Origin of the sequence: Microbacterium kyungheense (assembly GCF_006783905.1) — a bacterium.
Lineage (GTDB): Bacteria > Actinomycetota > Actinomycetes > Actinomycetales > Microbacteriaceae > Microbacterium > Microbacterium kyungheense.
Map to the genome: position 1 here is coordinate 1,460,046 of NZ_VFPE01000001.1, position 17,455 is coordinate 1,477,500.

The following is a 17,455-nucleotide window of genomic DNA, read 5'->3' on the forward strand; positions in this document are numbered from 1 at the left end:
AACCAACAACGGCCAGCAGGTAGACATTCGTGCTTCAGAGGACTACGGCGGCGGTCCGAGCTCACCGGGAGCATCGTCAGCCTCGCCTCCTGGGGATGGTCACGTGCCCGAGATCATCTACGACGAGTTCGTACCCGGTCTGACCTGCGACTCGTCCGACGAGTCATGCGTTCGCAAGGATCCTGCGGCGGAGCCGGTGGACGCGGGCTTCCCCGCCGTGACGCTCGCGGATCTTGCGTCGTTCCGGCCGGCGACGCCTCAGCTCACCGGTGAGCCGGCGGGGTTCGGCGTGGTCCACATGCCGACGAACTTCGTGGCCACGGCCTCTGCGCAGGACATCCCCGGCGTGCTGCTCGGGTATCCGGTGACCGTGCGGTTCACGCCGGTCGCCTATGTGTTCTCGTACGGCGACGGGCAGTCGCTGCGGGCGGCGTCGAGCGGCGTCGCGTGGGCGGCATCCGGCAGCCCGCAGTTCACGCCGACCGACACGAGTCACGCGTACCAGGAGCGAGGCGTCTACCTGTCGAGCGTCGCGACCGAGTACTCTGCGGCCGTGAACTTCGGCGCCGGATGGCGGGCGGTCGACGGTGTGGTGACGGCCCGGACGGGCGACTACCCGGTGCAGGTCGTCGAGGCGCGGACCGCCCTCGTGGAGCGCACGTGCGCGGAGGACCCCCGTGGTCCGGGCTGCTGACGCCGGGAACGACGAAGCCGCAGGGTGAGCGGATCGTGCTCAGCCCTGCGGCCTCGATGGGTACCGATCAGCGGGCGGGGCCGTCCTCGGTCTCGGCGGCCGGCGCGGCCTCGACGACGGGCGCGGCCTCGGCCACGGGCGCGGCCTCGACGACCGGCGCAGTCTCTGCGACCGGCGCGGCCGGGACGACAGGCGCCGCGGCGGGAAGGAACTCGTCGGCCTCGGGCGTCGCCGCGACGGGCTCGACGACCTCGACGGCCGGCTCGGGGCGCAGCGTCGCGAGGGCGGCGACAGCGAGGGTCAGGAAGATGCCGACGATGCCGGCGCCGAGCAGGACGGCGCCCGCGACGGCGACGGACTGCCCGACGTAGACGTCGACCGGCGTCGCGGTGTTGTCCGTGAGGACGGTCGTCATGGAGCCCAGCTTGGACGTGAGCAGGTACGCGCCGCCGGCGGCGGTGCCCAGCGACACGATGAGAAGACCCCAGAACGGGATGCTGCGGGCGAGAGGGGGACGGGTGGACATGTGTCGATCACTCCTCGAAGGCGCGACCCGGGTGGTCGCGGCATCCACCTTGACAGCAGAGGCAGTGGCCCCGCAATGCGAACCCTATGCGTTCCCTGTGCGGGGAGGGATCACGCGGCGGCCGCGACGGGCCGCTTGACGTGCATGACGACGGCGGTCATCACCGCCACGGCGATCGCGGCGAGCACCATGTGCACGCCGACCGCGAGCGGGGGCAGGTCGTTGCGCGCCTGGTACAGGCCCACGGCGATCTGCACGAGCTCGACGGCGAGCAGCGCGATCGCCCACCCGCGGAACCTCGTCGCGCCGACGACCCACGCGCCGATCACCATCACCAGCGTGAGGGCGAACATCGCGTAGGCGGGCCACGAGTGGACGTGCTCGAGCACCGTGGCATCGAAGCCGTTGCGCAGCGTGACCTCGGGGTCGCCCGAGTGCGGGCCCGCTCCCGTGGTGAGCACGCCGATCAGCACGGTGATGGCGAGCACGAACGAGCTGATGTGCGTGACGACGGCGAGCCACCGCGGCACCGCGAGCTCGCGCGGGCCGGCGGGCTGGCCCATGCGCGCGACGAACGCCGCCGAGACGCCCACGAGCACGAGCGACACGATGTAGTGGAACGACACCAGGTTCGGGTGCAGATCGAACAGGACCAGGATGCCGCCGACCGCGGCCTGCACGAGCACGCCCGCGAAGACGATCCACGCCATGGTCCACAGGTCGCGTCGCTGGTGACGGATGCGCGAGACGAACACGATGACGGCGACGGCGGCCAGGCCGACGAAGAACGACAGACCGCGGTTCCCGAACTCGATCAGGCTGTGATAGCTCTGCGCCTCGGTGGGGAACAGCGAGTCCGCGGTGCACAGCGGCCACTCGCATCCGAGTCCCGAATCCGTCAGGCGCACAGCACCGCCCGTGCCGACGATCGCGATCTCGAGGATGAGCGAGATCCACGCCGCCACGCGCACGCGGGCGTCGACGTGGTCGGGGAGCCACTGCCGGAATCGCTGCCACACGCCGGGTGCTGTGGTCGTCGACGGGTCCGCGGACATGCTGGTGATCGCCTCCTGGGAGAGGCTCCGGACGCCGCGTGTGACGGACGACGCGCGTCCGTGACGGGGTGGAACCTGTAGAATCGAGGGGTCGGTCGCAAACGGCTCACGTCTGTTCATGACAGATGTGGGGCGCAGCGCACCACCGACAGTCTAGGCGCGATCTCTGCGCCGCTTTGAGAGGGCCCGACGAGCGGCATCCACCCCTGGTAACTCCACCGGGGGAACCGGAATGCCGGGGCGGATGACACCGCAGGACCCGGAGGAGAACGTGACGATGACTGATGTGCTGATCGATCGCCCCGAGCTGGAAGGTCTGGGGGTCTACGAGTTCGGCTGGCACGACCCCGATGCCGCCGGAGCCAGCGCCAAGCGCGGCCTGAGCGACGCGGTGGTCCGCGACATCTCGGCCCTCAAGGTAGAGCCGGAGTGGATGCTGAAGACCCGCCTCAAGGGGCTGCAGCTATTCGACCGCAAGCCGATGCCCACGTGGGGCGCCGACCTCAGCGAGATCGACTTCGACAACATCAAATACTTCGTGCGCTCGACCGAGAAGCAGGCGCAGTCGTGGGAGGACCTCCCCGAAGACATCCGCAACACGTACGAGAAGCTCGGCATCCCCGAGGCCGAGCGCGCACGCCTGGTCGCCGGCGTCGCGGCGCAGTACGAGTCCGAAGTGGTCTACCACCAGATCAACGAGGAGCTCGAGAAGCAGGGTGTCATCTTCATGGACACCGACACGGCGCTGCGCGAGCACCCGGAGTTCTTCGAGGAGTACTTCGGCACCGTGATCCCCGCCGGCGACAACAAGTTCGCCGCGCTCAACACCGCGGTGTGGTCGGGCGGCTCGTTCGTCTACGTGCCCCCGGGCGTGCACGTCGAGATCCCGCTGCAGGCCTACTTCCGCATCAACACCGAGAACATGGGCCAGTTCGAGCGGACGCTCATCATCGCCGACGAGGGCTCGTACGTCCACTACATCGAGGGCTGCACCGCCCCGATCTACAAGTCGGACTCGCTGCACTCGGCCGTCGTCGAGATCATCGTGAAGAAGAACGCCCGCGTGCGCTACACGACGATCCAGAACTGGTCGAACAACGTCTACAACCTGGTCACCAAGCGCGCCGTGGCGCACGAGGGCGCGACCATGGAGTGGATCGACGGCAACATCGGCTCGAAGGTCACGATGAAGTACCCGTCGATCTTCCTGATGGGCGAGCACGCCAAGGGCGAGACCCTGTCGGTCGCCTTCGCCGGTCCCGGCCAGCACCAGGACGCCGGCGCGAAGATGATCCACATGGCGCCGTACACGCAGTCCTCGATCGTCTCGAAGTCGATCGCCCGCGGGGGCGGCCGCGCCGGCTACCGAGGTGAGGTCCGCGTCGACGCGAACGCGCACCACTCGGCCAACACGGTCCGCTGCGACGCCCTGCTGGTCGACACGATCTCGCGCTCCGACACGTACCCCGCCATCGACATCCGCGTCGACGACGTGCAGCTCGGCCATGAGGCCACGGTGTCGAAGGTCAGCGAAGAGCAGCTGTTCTACCTGATGAGCCGCGGTCTTCCCGAAGACGAGGCCATGGCCATGATCGTGCGCGGCTTCATCGAGCCGATCGCCCGCGAACTGCCCATGGAGTACGCGCTCGAACTCAACAAGCTCATCGAGATGGGCATGGAAGGATCCGTCGGCTAGATGAGCCCCACGACTGAGGCCCCCACCGTCCCCGGCGCGAAGGGCCACACCGATGGCGCCGGTGCGTTCGTACCGGTTCAGACTCGCTCCGAGCGCTTCCGCTCCACCGATCCCGCCGCCTTCGAGGCGCCCACGGGTCGCGAGGTCAACTGGAAGCACACGCCCGTGCAGCGCCTGCAGCGCCTGTTCGCGGACGCCGCCGGCGACGCCGGCGCCGTCTCGCTGAGCGTCACCGGCCCGGTGGCGACCGCAGGTCTCACCGCCGGCCAGGCGCCGCGCGGCGAGGTGTTCGTCCCCGAGGATCTGCCCGCCGCCGTGGCGTGGAGCCGTTCCGCCGAGGCGCTGTACGTGTCGATCCCGGCCGAGGCCGAGCTCGACGAGCCCGTCGTGATCGAGGCGACCGGCGGGGGAGCAGACCTCGTCGGGCACTCCCACGTCGTGGTCGAGGCATCCCGTCACAGCCGCGCGACCGTCGTCCTGCGCCACGCGGGCAGCGCCCAGTTCGCCCAGAACGTCGAGATCATCGTCCGCGAGGGCGCACACCTCGAGCTCGTGACGGTGCAGCGCTGGGACGACGACGCGGTGCACGCGGCATCCCACCAGGCCCGCGTCGAGCGCGACGCGACCCTCCGTCACGTGGTCGTCAGCTTCGGCGGCGGTGTCGTTCGCGTGAACCCGAGCGTCGAGCTCGCGGGCACCGGCTCGCGCGCCGAGCTCTACGGCCTCAGCTACTCGGACTCGGGGCAGCACCTCGAGAGCCAGGTCTACCTGCACCACAAGGGCGCCGAGACGACCGGCGACGTGCTGTACAAGAGCGCGCTGCAGGGCGCCGCGGCGCGCACCGTCTGGATCGGCGACGTGCTCATCGGACCGGATGCCGTCGCGACCGACTCGTACGAGGCGAACCGCAATCTGGTGCTGACCGAGGGTGCGCGCGCCGAGTCGATCCCGAACCTCGAGATCGAGACCGGCGACATCCGCGGCGCCGGCCACGCCAGCGCCACGGGTCGCTTCGACGACGAGCAGCTGTTCTACCTGCAGGCTCGCGGCATCCCCGAGGCCGAGGCGCGGCGCCTGGTCGTGCTCGGCTTCCTCGCCGAGATCGTCCAGAAGATCGGCGTGGCCGACCTCGAGACCGAGCTGTTCGCCGCCATAGAGGAAGAGCTCGCCAAGGAGGACCTGGCATGACCGCCCAGCGCGCGTGCGGCCTCAGCGACCTCGTCCAGGACGAGGCGCGCCGGGTCGAGATCGACGGCGTGCCGATGGCGGTCGTGCTCGACTCCAACGGCGAGGTGCACGCCATCGGCGACACCTGCACGCACGGCGACATCTCGCTGTCCGAGGGCTTCGTCGACGGCGACTCGCTGGAGTGCTGGGCGCACGGCTCGGCGTTCTCGCTGCGCACCGGCAAGCCCCTCAACCTCCCCGCGTACGAGCCGGTCCCGGTGTACGCGGTCACTCTCGACGGCGATGACGTGCTCATCGATCCGTCCGTCACGCTCGATGTGAACTGAAGAAGGTAACGAAGAATGTCTGTTCTCGAGATCCGCGACCTCCACGTGACGGTCGAGACGGATGCCGGCACCACGCCCATCCTCAACGGCCTGTCGCTCACGATCCGCACGGGTGAGACCCACGCCATCATGGGCCCCAACGGCTCGGGCAAGTCGACGCTCGCGTACACGATCGCCGGTCACCCCAAGTACAACGTGACCAGCGGCGAGATCACGCTCGACGGCGAGGACGTCCTCGCGATGTCCGTCGACGAGCGCGCGCGTGCCGGCCTGTTCCTGGCCATGCAGTACCCGGTCGAGATCCCCGGCGTCACCGTCACGAACTTCCTGCGCACCGCGAAGACCGCGATCGACGGCGAGGCGCCGTCGATCCGCACGTGGACGAAGGACGTCAAGTCGTCGATGAAGAACCTGCGCATGGACCCGAAGTTCGCGCAGCGCAACGTCAACGAGGGCTTCTCGGGCGGCGAGAAGAAGCGCCACGAGATCCTCCAGCTCGAGCTGCTCAAGCCGCAGATCGCCGTGCTCGACGAGACCGACTCGGGCCTGGACGTCGACGCGCTGAAGATCGTCTCGGAGGGCGTCAACCGCGCCAAGGCCGAGACCGACCTCGGTGTGCTGCTCATCACGCACTACACCCGCATCCTCCGCTACATCCACCCCGACTTCGTGCACGTCATGGTGAAGGGCCGCATCGTCGAGGAGGGCGGCCCCGAGCTCGCCGAGCGCCTGGAGGACGAGGGCTACGACCGCTTCCTGCCCGAGGGCGAGGAAGACACCGCCGACGCCCCCGTCGGCAGCGAAGCGTAGGATCTTCCCATGACCGCTACTCTCACGCCCGAGAAGTACGACGAGGTCACCGAGGCGCTCAAGGACGTCATGGACCCCGAACTCGGGATCAACGTCGTCGACCTCGGCCTCATCTACGACCTCGCGTGGGACGACGAGAACGACGCGCTCGTCATCCACATGACGCTGACGTCGGCGGGCTGCCCGCTCACCGACGTGCTCGAGGAGCAGACGGCGCAGGCGCTCGACGACATCGTGGAGCGGTTCCGCATCAACTGGGTGTGGATGCCGCCGTGGGGACCCGAGCGGATCACCGACGACGGGCGCGACATGATGCGCGCGCTCGGCTTCGCGATCTGACACTTTCCGGACTCCTCGCGTCCGTTGACGCGGCCCCGCGGGCGTGTGCCACACTCGGCACATGTCGGGGAACAAGAGACGTGTCGTGTCTGCGGTCGGCGTCGCCGTCCTGATCCTCTCCGGTGCGACAGGCTGCACGTTCGCCGACGTCGCCACCGAGCCGACCGCTGCACCCACGTCGACCGTCGATCCGGACCCCGGCGCGGACGCCCTCGCGACGGTCACGCGCGCCCAGGTGGAGGCGGCGGTCGACGACCTCTCCGCGTCGGTGTGGACGGCGATGGAGGCCTCGGGCACGCCGGGGATCGCGGTCGGCGTCGTCTATCAGGGAGAAGTGCTGTACGCCGACGGCTTCGGCGTGCGCGATCTCGACAGCGGCGAGCCCGTCGACGCCGACACGGTGTTCGCCCTCGCGTCGGTCTCGAAGTCGATCGGCGCGAGCGTCGTGGCCCGCGCCATCGACGAGGGCTACGTGACGTGGGACACGCCGGTCGCCGATCACCTGGACGGCTTCACGCTGTCGGACCCGTACGTCGGCGCGCACGTGACGATCGCCGACATGTACGCGCATCGATCGGGACTCTCCAAGCACGCGGGTGACGAGCTGGAAGAGATCGGGTACGACCGTGCCGCCATCCTCGACCGGCTGCGGCTGATCCCGCTCGCGCCGTGGCGGTCGACGTACGCGTACGGCAATTTCGACATCACCGCGGCGGGGGAGTCGGTCGCCCGGGCCGCGGGGGAGGACTGGGCGGACCTCTCCGAGCGACTCCTGTACGAGCCGCTCGGCATGACCTCGACGAGCTCCCGGTTCGCCGACCTGGAGTCCCGCGACAACCGCGCGAAGGGGCACATGCAGCTGGACGGCGAGTGGGTCGTGACGCCCGACCAGCGTCAGCCCGACCAGCAGTCCCCGGCGGGCGGGGTGAGCTCGAACGTGACCGACCTCACGACGTGGCTCTCGATGCTGCTCGCCGCAGGAGAGCACGACGGCGAGCCCTTCATCCAGGCATCCTTGCTCGTGCCCGCGATGTCGCCGCAGATCGTCGGATCACCGCCGTCCTCGTTCGGGTCGCGCGCCGGCTACTACGGCTACGGGTTCAACGTGGGCACGACGGCGGGCGGCCTCGTCGACGTCAACCATTCCGGGGCGTTCCTGCTCGGCACCGGCACGGTGTTCAAGCTGCTGCCCGAGGCGGGCCTCGGCATCGTCGTGCTCTCGAACGCCTCCGCCAACGGCGTGCCCGAGAGCATCGCCGCGCGGTTCCTCGACATCGCGCAGTACGGGGCGCAGCGCCGCGACTGGCTGCCGCTGTTCATGGGCGTGTTCGAAGGGGAGTCCGAGCCTTTCGGGACGCTCGTCGGAGAGAAGCCCCCTGCCGACGCCGCCCCGGCACAGGCACTCGACACATATGCGGGGACGTACGCCAACGACTACTTCGGCGCGGCGACGGTGGCCGTCGTCGACGGCGGGCTGGAGCTCTCGCTCGGCCCGGCCGGGCGATGGGCGCTCGAGCACTGGACGGGGGACGAGTTCGTCTTCCGACCGTTCAGCGAGAACGCACCGCCGGGATCGATCTCGAAGGCGACGTTCGACGGCGACACGCTCGTGCTCGAGTACTTCGACCAGCACGGCCTCGGCACCTTCACACGCTGACTCACTCGGCGACCCCGGGCCGCCGTCTCGGTAGGCTCGAACGGTGAGCGTCACCGTCACCCCCCTGCAGGCCCTCCCGATCGAGCAGCTCCGGCAGCGCACCAGCACGAAGTGGCGCACGTACCCCGAGGACGTGCTGCCGCTGTTCGTGGCCGAGACGGACTTCCTGCCGGCGCCCACGGTGACCGCCGCGCTGACGCGTGCGATCGAGCTCGGCGACACGGGCTACACGCCGCCGGACCCGGGCATCCGCGACGCCTACGTCGGCTTCGCGGACCGGCGCTTCGGGTGGACGGTCGATCCCGCCCGCATCCGCACCACGTGCGACGTCATGATGGGCGTCGTCGAGCTGCTGCGGCAGGTGACCGAGCCCGGTGCCCGGGTGATCGTCACGCCGCCGGTCTACCCGCCGTTCTACGACTGCATCCCCGAGGCTGGAGCCGTCGTGGAGCGCGTGCCGCTGCGCGACACCGGCACGGCCTGGGAGCTCGATCTCGAGGGCATCGAGGCGGCTCTCGGCGCGGGCGCACGGGCCGTGCTGCTGTGCAACCCGCACAACCCGACCGGCACCGCGCACTCGCGTGAGAGCCTCGCCGCCCTCGCCGAGCTCGTCGAAGCCCACGGGGCCGTCGTCATCAGCGACGAGATCCACGCACCGCTCGTGAACCGCGGCGTCGTGTTCACGCCGTTCCTGGATGCCTCGCCCGCCGCCGCCCGCGTCGGCTACGCCGTCGCGAGCGCGAGCAAGGCGTTCAACACCGCAGGCCTGAAGTGCGCGCTCATGGTGACGGCCGACGACGCGACCACGGCCGTCGTCCGGGCGCTCCCGGCCGAGGTCGAGTGGCGCACCGGCCTCTTCGGCGCCCTTGCGGCGGTGGCGGCCTTCTCGCCCGAGAGCGATGCCTGGCTCGACGCGCAGCTCGCGGCGCTCGACGAGAACCGCGTGCTGCTCGCCGCACTGCTCGCCGAGCACGTGCCCGGCGCCCGCTACCGCATCCCCGATGCCGGGTTCCTCGCCTGGATCGACGTGAGCGCACTCGGCTGGGGCGACAACCCGGCTGCGAAGATCCTCCGGGAGGCGAAGGTCGCCCTGCACTTCGGGCCGCACTTCGGCGAAGAGGGCAAGGGGCACGTCCGGCTCAACTTCGGCTGTTCTCCCGAAGTCCTCCGCGAGGCGATCGTGCGACTCGGCGCGCTCGCGAGCTCGTGACGACGGCATCCGAACCCGCCCCCAGCATCTGGCACGCCCGCTACGTCTGGGTCACGATCGGCGCCGTCGCGCTGATCTTCCTCGCGGCGATCCAGTCGCTCGCCGTCACGACCGTGATGCCCGTGGTGAGCGCTGATCTGAACGGAGATCGGCTCTACGCCGTGGCGTTCGCGGGCACGCTCGCGACGAGCGTGATCGGCATGGTGGTGGTCGGCGCCTGGTGCGACAGGGGAGGAGTGCTCGCGCCGCTGACCACCGCCGTGGCGCTGTTCGTCGTCGGCCTCGTCATCGCCGGCGTCGCGCTGACGATGCCCGTGCTGGTGGCCGGACGTCTCGTGCAGGGCCTCGGCACCGGCGGGCAGACGGTCGCGCTGTACGTCGTGGTGGCCAGGGTGTATCCCGGGATGCTGCACGGTCGCGTGTTCGCGGCGTTCTCGGCGGCGTGGGTCGTCCCGTCGCTCATCGGGCCCTTCCTCGCCGGTGCGGTGACGGAGTTCCTGCACTGGCGCTGGGTGTTCCTGGGCGTCGCCGGGCTCACGGTGATCGCCTTCGCGATGGTGGTCGCGCGCCTGTACGGCCTCCCGCTGCACACGGACGAGCCGGCCACCGGGCGCATCGTGCCGCGCGTGGCGTGCGCTGTCGCTGTCGCCGTCGGAGCTCTGGGACTCAGCCTCGCGGGAGAGCTGGGGGCATGGGCGTGGGTGGGGGTGGCGGCATCCATCCTCGTCATCGCGCTGGCGGCGAGGCCCCTGCTGCCGCGGGGCACGCTGCATGCCGCGCGCGGGCTGCCGAGCGTCGTGCTCATGCGCGGCCTCATCGCGGGCGCGCTCTTCGGCGCCGAGATCTACGTGCCGTACCTGCTGATCGACGACTACGACTTCTCGCCGACGTTCGCCGGCCTAGGACTCACCGCCGCCGCGCTGGCGTGGGCGGCGGCCGCCGACGTGCAGGGTCGGTTCGGCGACCGCATCGGCAACACCCGCATCACCCTGATCGGCACGGCGCTGCTCGTGGCGGCGCTCGGCTTCGCCCTGCTGACGGCGCTGCTGGGGCTGCACCCGGCCGTGCTGATCGCGGGGTGGGGACTCGCAGGCGCCGGCATGGGTCTCATGTATCCGCGCCTCACGGTGCTGACTCTCGCGTACTCCACGCCGCAGAACCAGGGCTTCAACTCGTCTGCGCTGTCGATCTCGGACTCGGTCGGGTCCGCATCGGCGATCGCCGTGGCGGGACTCGTGTTCACTGCGCTCGCGGGGAGCGGAGCCGGGTTCCCGGCCGTGTTCGCCATCACCGGCGTGCTGGCGCTCGCGGCACTCGTGCCGGGGCTTCGGCTCGGGCACGCGCACGAGGCCGCCACGGTGCGCTGACGCAGGGTGCACCCCGTTCTCGGCGCACCTAGTTCTCGGCGCGCCCCAGTCGCCAATAGCCCATGAAGGCGACAGCGCGGCGGTCGACACCGTGCTCGGCGACGAGGTGGCGGCGCAGCGCCTTGATCGCGCCCGCCTCGCCCGCGAGCCACGCGTAGAGCCGCGCGCTCTTCAGCGCGGCCCCGCCCTTCGCGGTGCGCGGGACCTCCCACAGGATGTCGGTGTCGATGTCGATCTCTTCGACGTCCGCTCCCGCGCCGGCCGGAGCCAGCGCGGCCGCGGCGTCCTCGACCGCAGCCATCAGGTGCGCGTGCCGCTCGCCGGCGGTGCGCGCCCCGATGCGGTACTCGAACCCGGGATGCCGCGGCAGATACGCCGCGTCGTCCGGGTGCGGCAGCTCGACCGCGACCACGCCGCGCGCGTCGCGCGGGAGCTGCTCGAGGATCGCGGCGATGGCGGGCGCTGCGGTCTCGTCGCCGGCGAGCAGGATCGCGTCGACCTGCGCCGGCGGCACGAAGTCGATGCCGAAGCTGACGCCGTGGTGCCCGGTCGTGGGAGCGAGGATCAGCACCTCGTCGCCGGGGCGGGCGTTGGCGATCCACTCCGAGGCCGGCCCGATCACATCGTGCGAGACCATGTCGACATCGACCTCGCTGACGTGGTTGCGCACGTAGCGGGTGGTGTAGGTGCGGAACGGCGGGCGCCGCTCCTCGGGGAGCGCGCGCCACTGCGCATACCAGTCGTCGTCGGTGGGCATGGCGTCCAGCGGTGCGCCCGGCGCCGGGAAGACGATCTTCACGCGCTGGTCGAGTCCGGGGTCGCCGTACTCTGCGAGGTCGGCGCCGCCGAACGTGAAGCGGCGGAAGCTCGGCGTGACATCGGTGACGGCCGTCACGCGTGCGCGGAAGAAGCGGTAGGGCACGTCGGTCTCAGCCATGGGGGACTCCGGGAGAAGTTAGGTAAGGGTGCCCTAATCGAGCGCAGAGTCCACGTTACCGAGCGCCGCGCCGGATCGCCAATCAGGCGCGGCATCCCGGCCCGGTGAAGGCGAGAGCCCCGGCCGAATGACCGGGGCTCTCGTGAGGGGGATGCCGCGAGCCGCGGCATCCCGTTCAGTCCTTCGTCTGGTCGACCTTGCGCACGAGCGCCCACGCGCCCGGGATGATCGCCGCGGCGAGGCCCGCCTTGATGAGCCCGCCCACGATGAAGGGCAGCAGACCCGCCTGCAGGATCTCGGCGAACGACAGGTCGAGGCCCATCACGACGTTGAGGATGAACGCCATGTACGGGATGCCGAAGAGGAAGGGGACGATGCTCGCGAGGGCGAAGCCGACGAAGGCGAGTGCCGGCCGGCGATCCCAGGCGCGCTCCGCGAACCATCCGGCGACGAACGCCGAGAAGATGAATCCGATGACGAAGCCGAAGCTCGGCTTGCCGACAGCGGCCACCGTGCCGGTGAAGCCGGCGAACACGGGCAGGCCGGCGAGGCCGACGAGCATGTAGGTCGTGAGAGCCGCGGCTCCGCGCCCGGCTCCGAGGGCCGCGCCTACGACGATGACGCCGAGGGTCTGGCCCGTGATCGGGACGGGCCACAGGGGGATCTCGACCTGCGCCAGGAGCGCGACGATCGCGGCGCCGGCGATGACGAGACCGGCGTCGAGGGCGAACGCGCGAGCGCGCGAGGAGGGGCGGGCGATGACGTCGGCGAGCACGCGACGGGTGCCGGCGGAGGCGGCCGGGGCGGCGGCGATGGATGACATGGCCTCAGCCTAGGGGGCCACCGGCGCGGGAACTTGGACGCCGTCCACGAATGATCCGCCGATCCGCTGTCCGACCCCTACACGCGCCGGGACCGGGAGAGAGGCGATCCGCAGTGCCCCCGCCAGCAGCGCGACGGCGATCGCCGCGGTGGCCACGGTCGTGCCCACGACGAGCAGCAGCGCCACCGCCGAGGTTCCCGCGAGCACGGCCAGGGTGACGCGGCGCGGCGAGCCGGTCGGCGCCGGCGGCGCGGCCGCTTCGATGCGCGCGGCGGTGATCGCGACCGCCGCCGTCGCCGCGAGCGCGAGGGCGAGCCATGCCGGCCGGGTCAGCCACCAGGCCGGTCCGCCGATCGCGGGCAGCGGCAGGCCGGTGCTGAGCCCCCACACCGCCGTCACCCCGGCCAGGCTCAGCAGCACCGGCATGTGCCACAGGTACACCGTCATCGCACGAGGCGTCACGAAGTCGGTGAAGCTGCTCACTGCCCGCCGGTCCGCGAACCGGGCGATCGGCTCGCGGAGCAGCGTGAACAGAGCGGTGTGGGCGACGCCGACCAGCAGCAGAGCCGTCGTGGGCGGGTTGATGTTGGCGACGAGATCGGGGGAGTGGATGCCGCTCACGAACGACGCCGCCAGGCCGGCGACCGCTCCGACGGCGGCGATGACGCGGGTGCGACGCGAGAGCGCGTCGATCCGGCCGTCGGCGAGGAAGAACCCCAGCTGCTGCAGCGCGAGCCAGACGAACGCGAGGTTCAGGAAGCCGAGCGCGTCGACTCCCGAGACCAGGCGGGCGGCGTCGATGCCCGCCGCGGCCGCTGCGAGCAGCCCGATCGTGAGCAGCGGCGCGCGCTCGTGGCACCGCAGCAGCGCCGGCACGAGTGCCTGGCAGACGAGGAACACGCCCAGGAACCACAGTGGCTGCGAGAAGCGGAAGCCTGCCAGCGACACGAGATCGGCCGGGACCCCGGCGGTGGCGAGGACCGCCAGGAGCAGCCCGACGACCCCGATCGTGACGATCGCCGGTCGCAGCAGCCGGTGCACGCGGCCCGCCACGAACGCGATGGCATCCGATCCCCGCTCGCGCGACCGCCGGTAGGCGGTGGCGGCCGAGAACCCTCCGATGACGAAGAACAGCGGCATCACCTGGAGCACCCAGCTGAGCGGCACGATCCACCAGGTGCCGTCGCTCGCGTTGACGAAGGACGGGGCGCCGTCCGGCACGGCGACGCCGACCATCATGGCGTGCAGCACGACCACGCCGAGGATGCAGGCGGCCCGGACGAGATCGACGGCTCGGTCCCGGCCGCGAGGGCGGAGAGCGGATGCCGCGGGTGCGGCCGTTGCGACGGTCATGGGTCCTCCTCGGGACGTCGGTCCCGGAAGGCTAAGCGGGCGGTGTCCGCCGCGTCATCGCACCGTGGTGCCGTCGTCGCCTCACCCCGTGGGGGGATGCCGCGGCCCGTCAGGAGGCCGGCTCGACGAGGCCCGCGTCGTAGGCGAAGATCACGGCCTGCACGCGATCGCGCGCGCCGAGCTTGGCGAGCACCTTGCCCACATGGGTCTTCACCGTCTGCTCGGAGATGAACAGCTCGGTGGCGATCTCGCCGTTGGAGCGGCCGCGCCCGATGAGGGTCAGCACCTCGCGCTCCCGTTCGGTGAGCTCGTGCAGCCCGGCGGCGGCCCGGCTCGCGCGCGGCCGGCGCGCGGCGAAGTGCTCGATCATGCGACGGGTGACGCTCGGCGCGAGGAGGGCGTCGCCCCCGGCCACCACGCGCACGGCGTGGACGAGATCCTCGGGGAGCGCGTCCTTCAGCAGGAACCCGCTCGCGCCGGCCTCCAGCGCGTCGTAGACGTAGTCGTCGATGTCGAAGGTCGTCAGCATGAGGATGCGCGGGACATGCGCCGCCGGGTACGACGGGCCGAGGATGCGCCGTGTCGCCGCGATGCCGTCGAGCTCGGGCATCCGCACGTCCATCAGCACGACATCGGGGTCTGTGCGCGCGGCGAGCGTGACCGCCTGAGCGCCGTCGGCCGCCTGACCGACGACGCGGATGTCGTCCTGCGCGTCCAGCAGCGCCGCGAAGCCGGCACGCACCATCGCCTGGTCGTCGGCGATGAGGACGCTGATCGTCACGTGGACTCTCCGTTGTCGCGGGGATGAGGGTTGTCGCGGGGATGAGGGTTGCGGGGAGGCTCCGGCGGGGGTGGCGGCACCGGAAGGACCGCGCTCACCGTCCAGCCGCCGTCGGCATCCGGCGCGGCGTCCACGCTACCGCCCACCAGCGCCGCGCGCTCGGCCATGCCGACGAGCCCGTGTCCTGCGACGGCGGACGCCGGCGCGGAGGCGGCGTCCCCATCGGGTGACGGCCCGTTGCGCACGAGCAGGCGCACGGCGACGGCATCCACGTCGACGCGGAGGACGATCGGCGCACCGGGCGCGTGGCGCACGGCGTTGCTCAGCGCCTCCTGCACGATCCGGAAGGCCGCGATGTCGACGGCGCCGGGCACCGGCGAGTCCGGCACGGCGATCGTCGCGTCGAGGTCGGCACCGGCGCGCCGGACGGTCTCGACGAGGCCAGGGATGTCGCGAAGCCCCTGCTGCGGCACGAGGTCGGCCGACTGGTCGTCGGTGCGCAGCACACCGAGCAGGCGCCGCATCTCGGCCAGTCCGGTGCGCGCCGTCTGCGCGATCTCGTCGAACTCGCGGGCGGCCTCGTCGGGCAGCCCGGGGACGCGGTACTTCGCGGTGGATGCCTGCACCTGGATGAGCGACATCCCGTGCGCGACGACGTCGTGCAGCTCCCGCGCGATGCGCGTGCGCTCCTCGACCACGAGCCGGCGGGACTGCTCCAGCGCGGTGAGCTCACGTTCGCGCGTGAGCTCCGCGCCGACCCGCATGCGGCCCGCCAGCAGCACGGCGAGCAGGTAGACGCCACCGACCACCGCCGTGGTGACGATCAGGGTGTTGGCGCTCGGCACGGCGGGGAACACGATGGCGGCAGCGACGCCCGCGGCGCTGCCGAGCGCGTACTGCGCCAGCCCGACGCGCCAGCCGTACTCGAGGGTGACGGCGGCCACCATGACCACGAACGCGATCAGCATCGGCACCGACCACGGCCACGGGGCCGAGAGGGCGCTGTCGCGCGGGACCACCAGCGGGAGCAGGGCCGCGGCGGCGGTGAACAGCGCGATCGCCGTCTTCGGGTACCACAGCGCGGCGAGCGGTGCCGTCACGGCCGCAGCGCCGAGCAGCAGCGCGAGGGCGACCGGCGTCCCGTACGCGGCAGCGTGCACGGGGACGAGCACGCTGAACAGCACCAGCGCGATCGGCGCGAGGACCGCGATCATCCGACCTCGCCGGTCGGCCGGCCACGCGTCCCGCAGCTTCCGCTTCGACCGGGTCTGCTCCGCCTTCACCGCCACGGGTGTCATCCTGCCACCTCGGCCGGGCACGGCTCGGGCACCTCGCGCGCGGCCGTCTCGCGCGCGGCCGTCTCGCCGGCCCCGGTCGCGGCAGCCGTGCGGCGCCGCCGCACGGCTGCGATGCGCTCGACCGCGAATCCGATCACGAGGGCGAAGACGATGCCGATGACGGCGCTCAGCAGCGGCTGGCCCTCCAGCCACGCGCCGGCCAGCAGGCCGATCGCCGCGCTGTACGCGGCCCACGTGATCCCGGCGAGGACGCTCAGCGGAAGGAACCGGCGCCAGGGGTACCGCAGCGCTCCGGCCGTCATGTTGACCGCGACCCTGCCCACGGGGATGTAGCGCGCGGCCAGGATGAGCGGCGCACCCCGGTGCTCCAGCGCCCGCTGCGCCCGTTCCACCGCGGCGGCGACACGCGGGCGCCGCATCCAGCCCCACCGACCGACGCCGACCGCCCGGCCGATCGCGTACGCGATGTTGTCGCCGATGACGGCGCCGATCGCCGCGACGGCGCACAGCAGCACGATGTTCCCGACGCCGGCCGACGCGGTCACCGCCGCGGCGGCGACGAGCACCGTCTCACTCGGGATCGGCGGGAAGAACCCGTCGATCACGGCGGTGCCGAACATGACCAGGAGCAGCCACGGCGACGCGGCGGCCTGCAGGATGAGCTCGTTGAGGAAGTCCACACTGCGACGGTAGAAACACGGTGCGATCGGGCACATCGCCCTCAAGTACCACCCGCATCCCTCTGCGGGGGTATTTGGCGCCGCCGGCGGCCACCCCGCGCCCGTATACTGGATGGCTGGCCATTCGGCCGCTTCTCACCATCGACGGAACGGACATCCGCTGTGCTCGCCGTGCACGACCTTGAGATCCGCGTGGGCGCCCGCGTACTGATGTCGGACGTCTCGTTCCGCGTGTCCGACGGCGACAAGATCGGGCTCGTCGGTCGCAACGGCGCCGGCAAGACCACGCTGACCAAGGTGCTCGCGGGCGACCTCATCCCCGCGGACGGCAAGGTCGAGCGTTCCGGAGAGCTGGGTTACCTGCCGCAGGACCCGCGATCCGGCGACCCCGAGATGCTGGCACGCACCCGCATCCTCGACGCGCGCGGGCTGGGCTCGCTCGCGATCGGCATGCACGAGGCATCCCTCGCGATGGCTTCGGACAATGTGGATGCCGCGGCCCGCGCCATGCGCAAATACGCGAACCTCACCGAGCGCTTCGAGGCGCTGGGCGGCTACGCGGCCGAGGCCGAGGCGGCCTCGATCGCGCACAACCTGTCGCTGCCGGACCGCATCCTCGATCAGCCGCTCAAGACGTTGTCGGGCGGTCAGCGGCGTCGCATCGAGCTCGCGCGCATCCTGTTCTCGGACGCGCAGACGATGATCCTCGACGAGC

General features: G+C 71.3%; 18 protein-coding genes. 10 read left to right on the plus strand and 8 right to left on the minus strand.

Annotated elements, in window-relative coordinates:
• The first annotated feature begins 103 nt into the window (after positions 1 to 103).
• Entirely contained in the window at positions 104 to 694 is a 591-nt protein-coding gene (locus FB391_RS06515) for a hypothetical protein (RefSeq protein WP_141893566.1), read from the plus strand.
• A 67-nt stretch (positions 695 to 761) separates the two neighbouring features.
• On the opposite strand, the gene FB391_RS06520 is transcribed toward FB391_RS06515, so the two are convergent.
• Both FB391_RS06520 and FB391_RS06525 read right to left on the minus strand, forming a co-directional pair.
• Entirely contained in the window at positions 762 to 1,220 is a 459-nt protein-coding gene (locus FB391_RS06520; RefSeq protein WP_141893567.1) for a dinucleotide-utilizing enzyme, read from the minus strand.
• A gap of 110 nt (positions 1,221 to 1,330) precedes the next feature.
• Positions 1,331 to 2,275 (minus strand): COX15/CtaA family protein, encoded by a 945-nt coding sequence (locus tag FB391_RS06525; protein WP_141893568.1) that lies wholly within the window; start codon positions 2,273 to 2,275, stop codon positions 1,331 to 1,333.
• Between the two features lie 277 nt (positions 2,276 to 2,552).
• Here FB391_RS06525 and sufB point away from each other — a divergent pair, with 277 nt between their 5' ends.
• From sufB to FB391_RS06565, 8 genes are all read left to right on the plus strand, one after another.
• Positions 2,553 to 3,971 carry a Fe-S cluster assembly protein SufB gene (sufB, locus tag FB391_RS06530; RefSeq protein ID WP_141893688.1) on the plus strand — a complete coding sequence of 473 codons (1,419 nt, stop codon included), beginning with the start codon at positions 2,553 to 2,555 and terminating at the stop codon, positions 3,969 to 3,971.
• Complete coding sequence (gene sufD, locus FB391_RS06535; protein WP_141893569.1) at positions 3,972 to 5,159, plus strand: Fe-S cluster assembly protein SufD; 1,188 nt, start codon at positions 3,972 to 3,974, stop codon at positions 5,157 to 5,159.
• Positions 5,156 to 5,485, plus strand: a complete 330-nt coding sequence (locus tag FB391_RS06540) for a non-heme iron oxygenase ferredoxin subunit (protein ID WP_141893570.1) — start codon at positions 5,156 to 5,158, stop codon at positions 5,483 to 5,485. The genes sufD and FB391_RS06540 overlap by 4 nt, the downstream gene beginning before the upstream one ends.
• A 15-nt stretch (positions 5,486 to 5,500) precedes the next feature.
• Positions 5,501 to 6,295, plus strand: coding sequence for a Fe-S cluster assembly ATPase SufC (gene sufC / locus FB391_RS06545; RefSeq protein ID WP_141893571.1), 795 nt, complete (start codon positions 5,501 to 5,503; stop codon positions 6,293 to 6,295).
• 9 nt (positions 6,296 to 6,304) lie between these two features.
• Positions 6,305 to 6,634 (plus strand): metal-sulfur cluster assembly factor, encoded by a 330-nt coding sequence (locus tag FB391_RS06550; protein WP_045298811.1) that lies wholly within the window; start codon positions 6,305 to 6,307, stop codon positions 6,632 to 6,634.
• A 61-nt stretch (positions 6,635 to 6,695) separates the two neighbouring features.
• The gene (locus FB391_RS06555) at positions 6,696 to 8,291 is read left to right on the plus strand and encodes a serine hydrolase (RefSeq protein ID WP_141893572.1); all 1,596 of its coding nucleotides are present in this window, start codon (positions 6,696 to 6,698) and stop codon (positions 8,289 to 8,291) included.
• Positions 8,292 to 8,334: 43 nt separating this feature from the next.
• Positions 8,335 to 9,501, plus strand: coding sequence for a MalY/PatB family protein (locus FB391_RS06560; protein WP_141893573.1), 1,167 nt, complete (start codon positions 8,335 to 8,337; stop codon positions 9,499 to 9,501).
• Positions 9,498 to 10,868 carry an MFS transporter gene (locus FB391_RS06565; RefSeq protein ID WP_141893574.1) on the plus strand — a complete coding sequence of 457 codons (1,371 nt, stop codon included), beginning with the start codon at positions 9,498 to 9,500 and terminating at the stop codon, positions 10,866 to 10,868. The genes FB391_RS06560 and FB391_RS06565 overlap by 4 nt, the downstream gene beginning before the upstream one ends.
• 28 nt (positions 10,869 to 10,896) lie before the next feature.
• On the opposite strand, the gene FB391_RS06570 is transcribed toward FB391_RS06565, so the two are convergent.
• From FB391_RS06570 to FB391_RS06595, 6 genes are all read right to left on the minus strand, one after another.
• Complete coding sequence (locus FB391_RS06570; RefSeq protein WP_141893575.1) at positions 10,897 to 11,805, minus strand: siderophore-interacting protein; 909 nt, start codon at positions 11,803 to 11,805, stop codon at positions 10,897 to 10,899.
• 175 nt (positions 11,806 to 11,980) lie between these two features.
• Positions 11,981 to 12,628: a biotin transporter BioY gene (locus tag FB391_RS06575; RefSeq protein WP_141893576.1), complete on the minus strand. Its 648-nt coding sequence runs from the start codon at positions 12,626 to 12,628 to the stop codon at positions 11,981 to 11,983.
• Positions 12,629 to 12,637: 9 nt separating this feature from the next.
• Positions 12,638 to 13,981: an acyltransferase family protein gene (locus FB391_RS06580; RefSeq protein ID WP_141893577.1), complete on the minus strand. Its 1,344-nt coding sequence runs from the start codon at positions 13,979 to 13,981 to the stop codon at positions 12,638 to 12,640.
• A 109-nt stretch (positions 13,982 to 14,090) separates the two neighbouring features.
• Entirely contained in the window at positions 14,091 to 14,762 is a 672-nt protein-coding gene (locus FB391_RS06585) for a response regulator (RefSeq protein WP_141893578.1), read from the minus strand.
• On the minus strand, positions 14,759 to 16,060 hold the full coding sequence (locus FB391_RS06590; protein ID WP_141893579.1) for a sensor histidine kinase: 1,302 nt from the start codon (positions 16,058 to 16,060) through the stop codon (positions 14,759 to 14,761). Before FB391_RS06590 ends, FB391_RS06585 begins: the two co-directional genes overlap by 4 nt.
• A complete protein-coding gene (locus tag FB391_RS06595; RefSeq protein ID WP_141893580.1) occupies positions 16,057 to 16,740 on the minus strand; it encodes a DedA family protein in 684 nt (227 codons plus the stop codon). The genes FB391_RS06590 and FB391_RS06595 overlap by 4 nt, the downstream gene beginning before the upstream one ends.
• Before the next feature lie 162 nt (positions 16,741 to 16,902).
• Between FB391_RS06595 and FB391_RS06600 the strand changes: the two genes are divergently transcribed.
• Positions 16,903 to 17,455: ATP-binding cassette domain-containing protein (locus FB391_RS06600; RefSeq protein ID WP_141893581.1), on the plus strand; the 553-nt coding region annotated here is incomplete at its 3' end.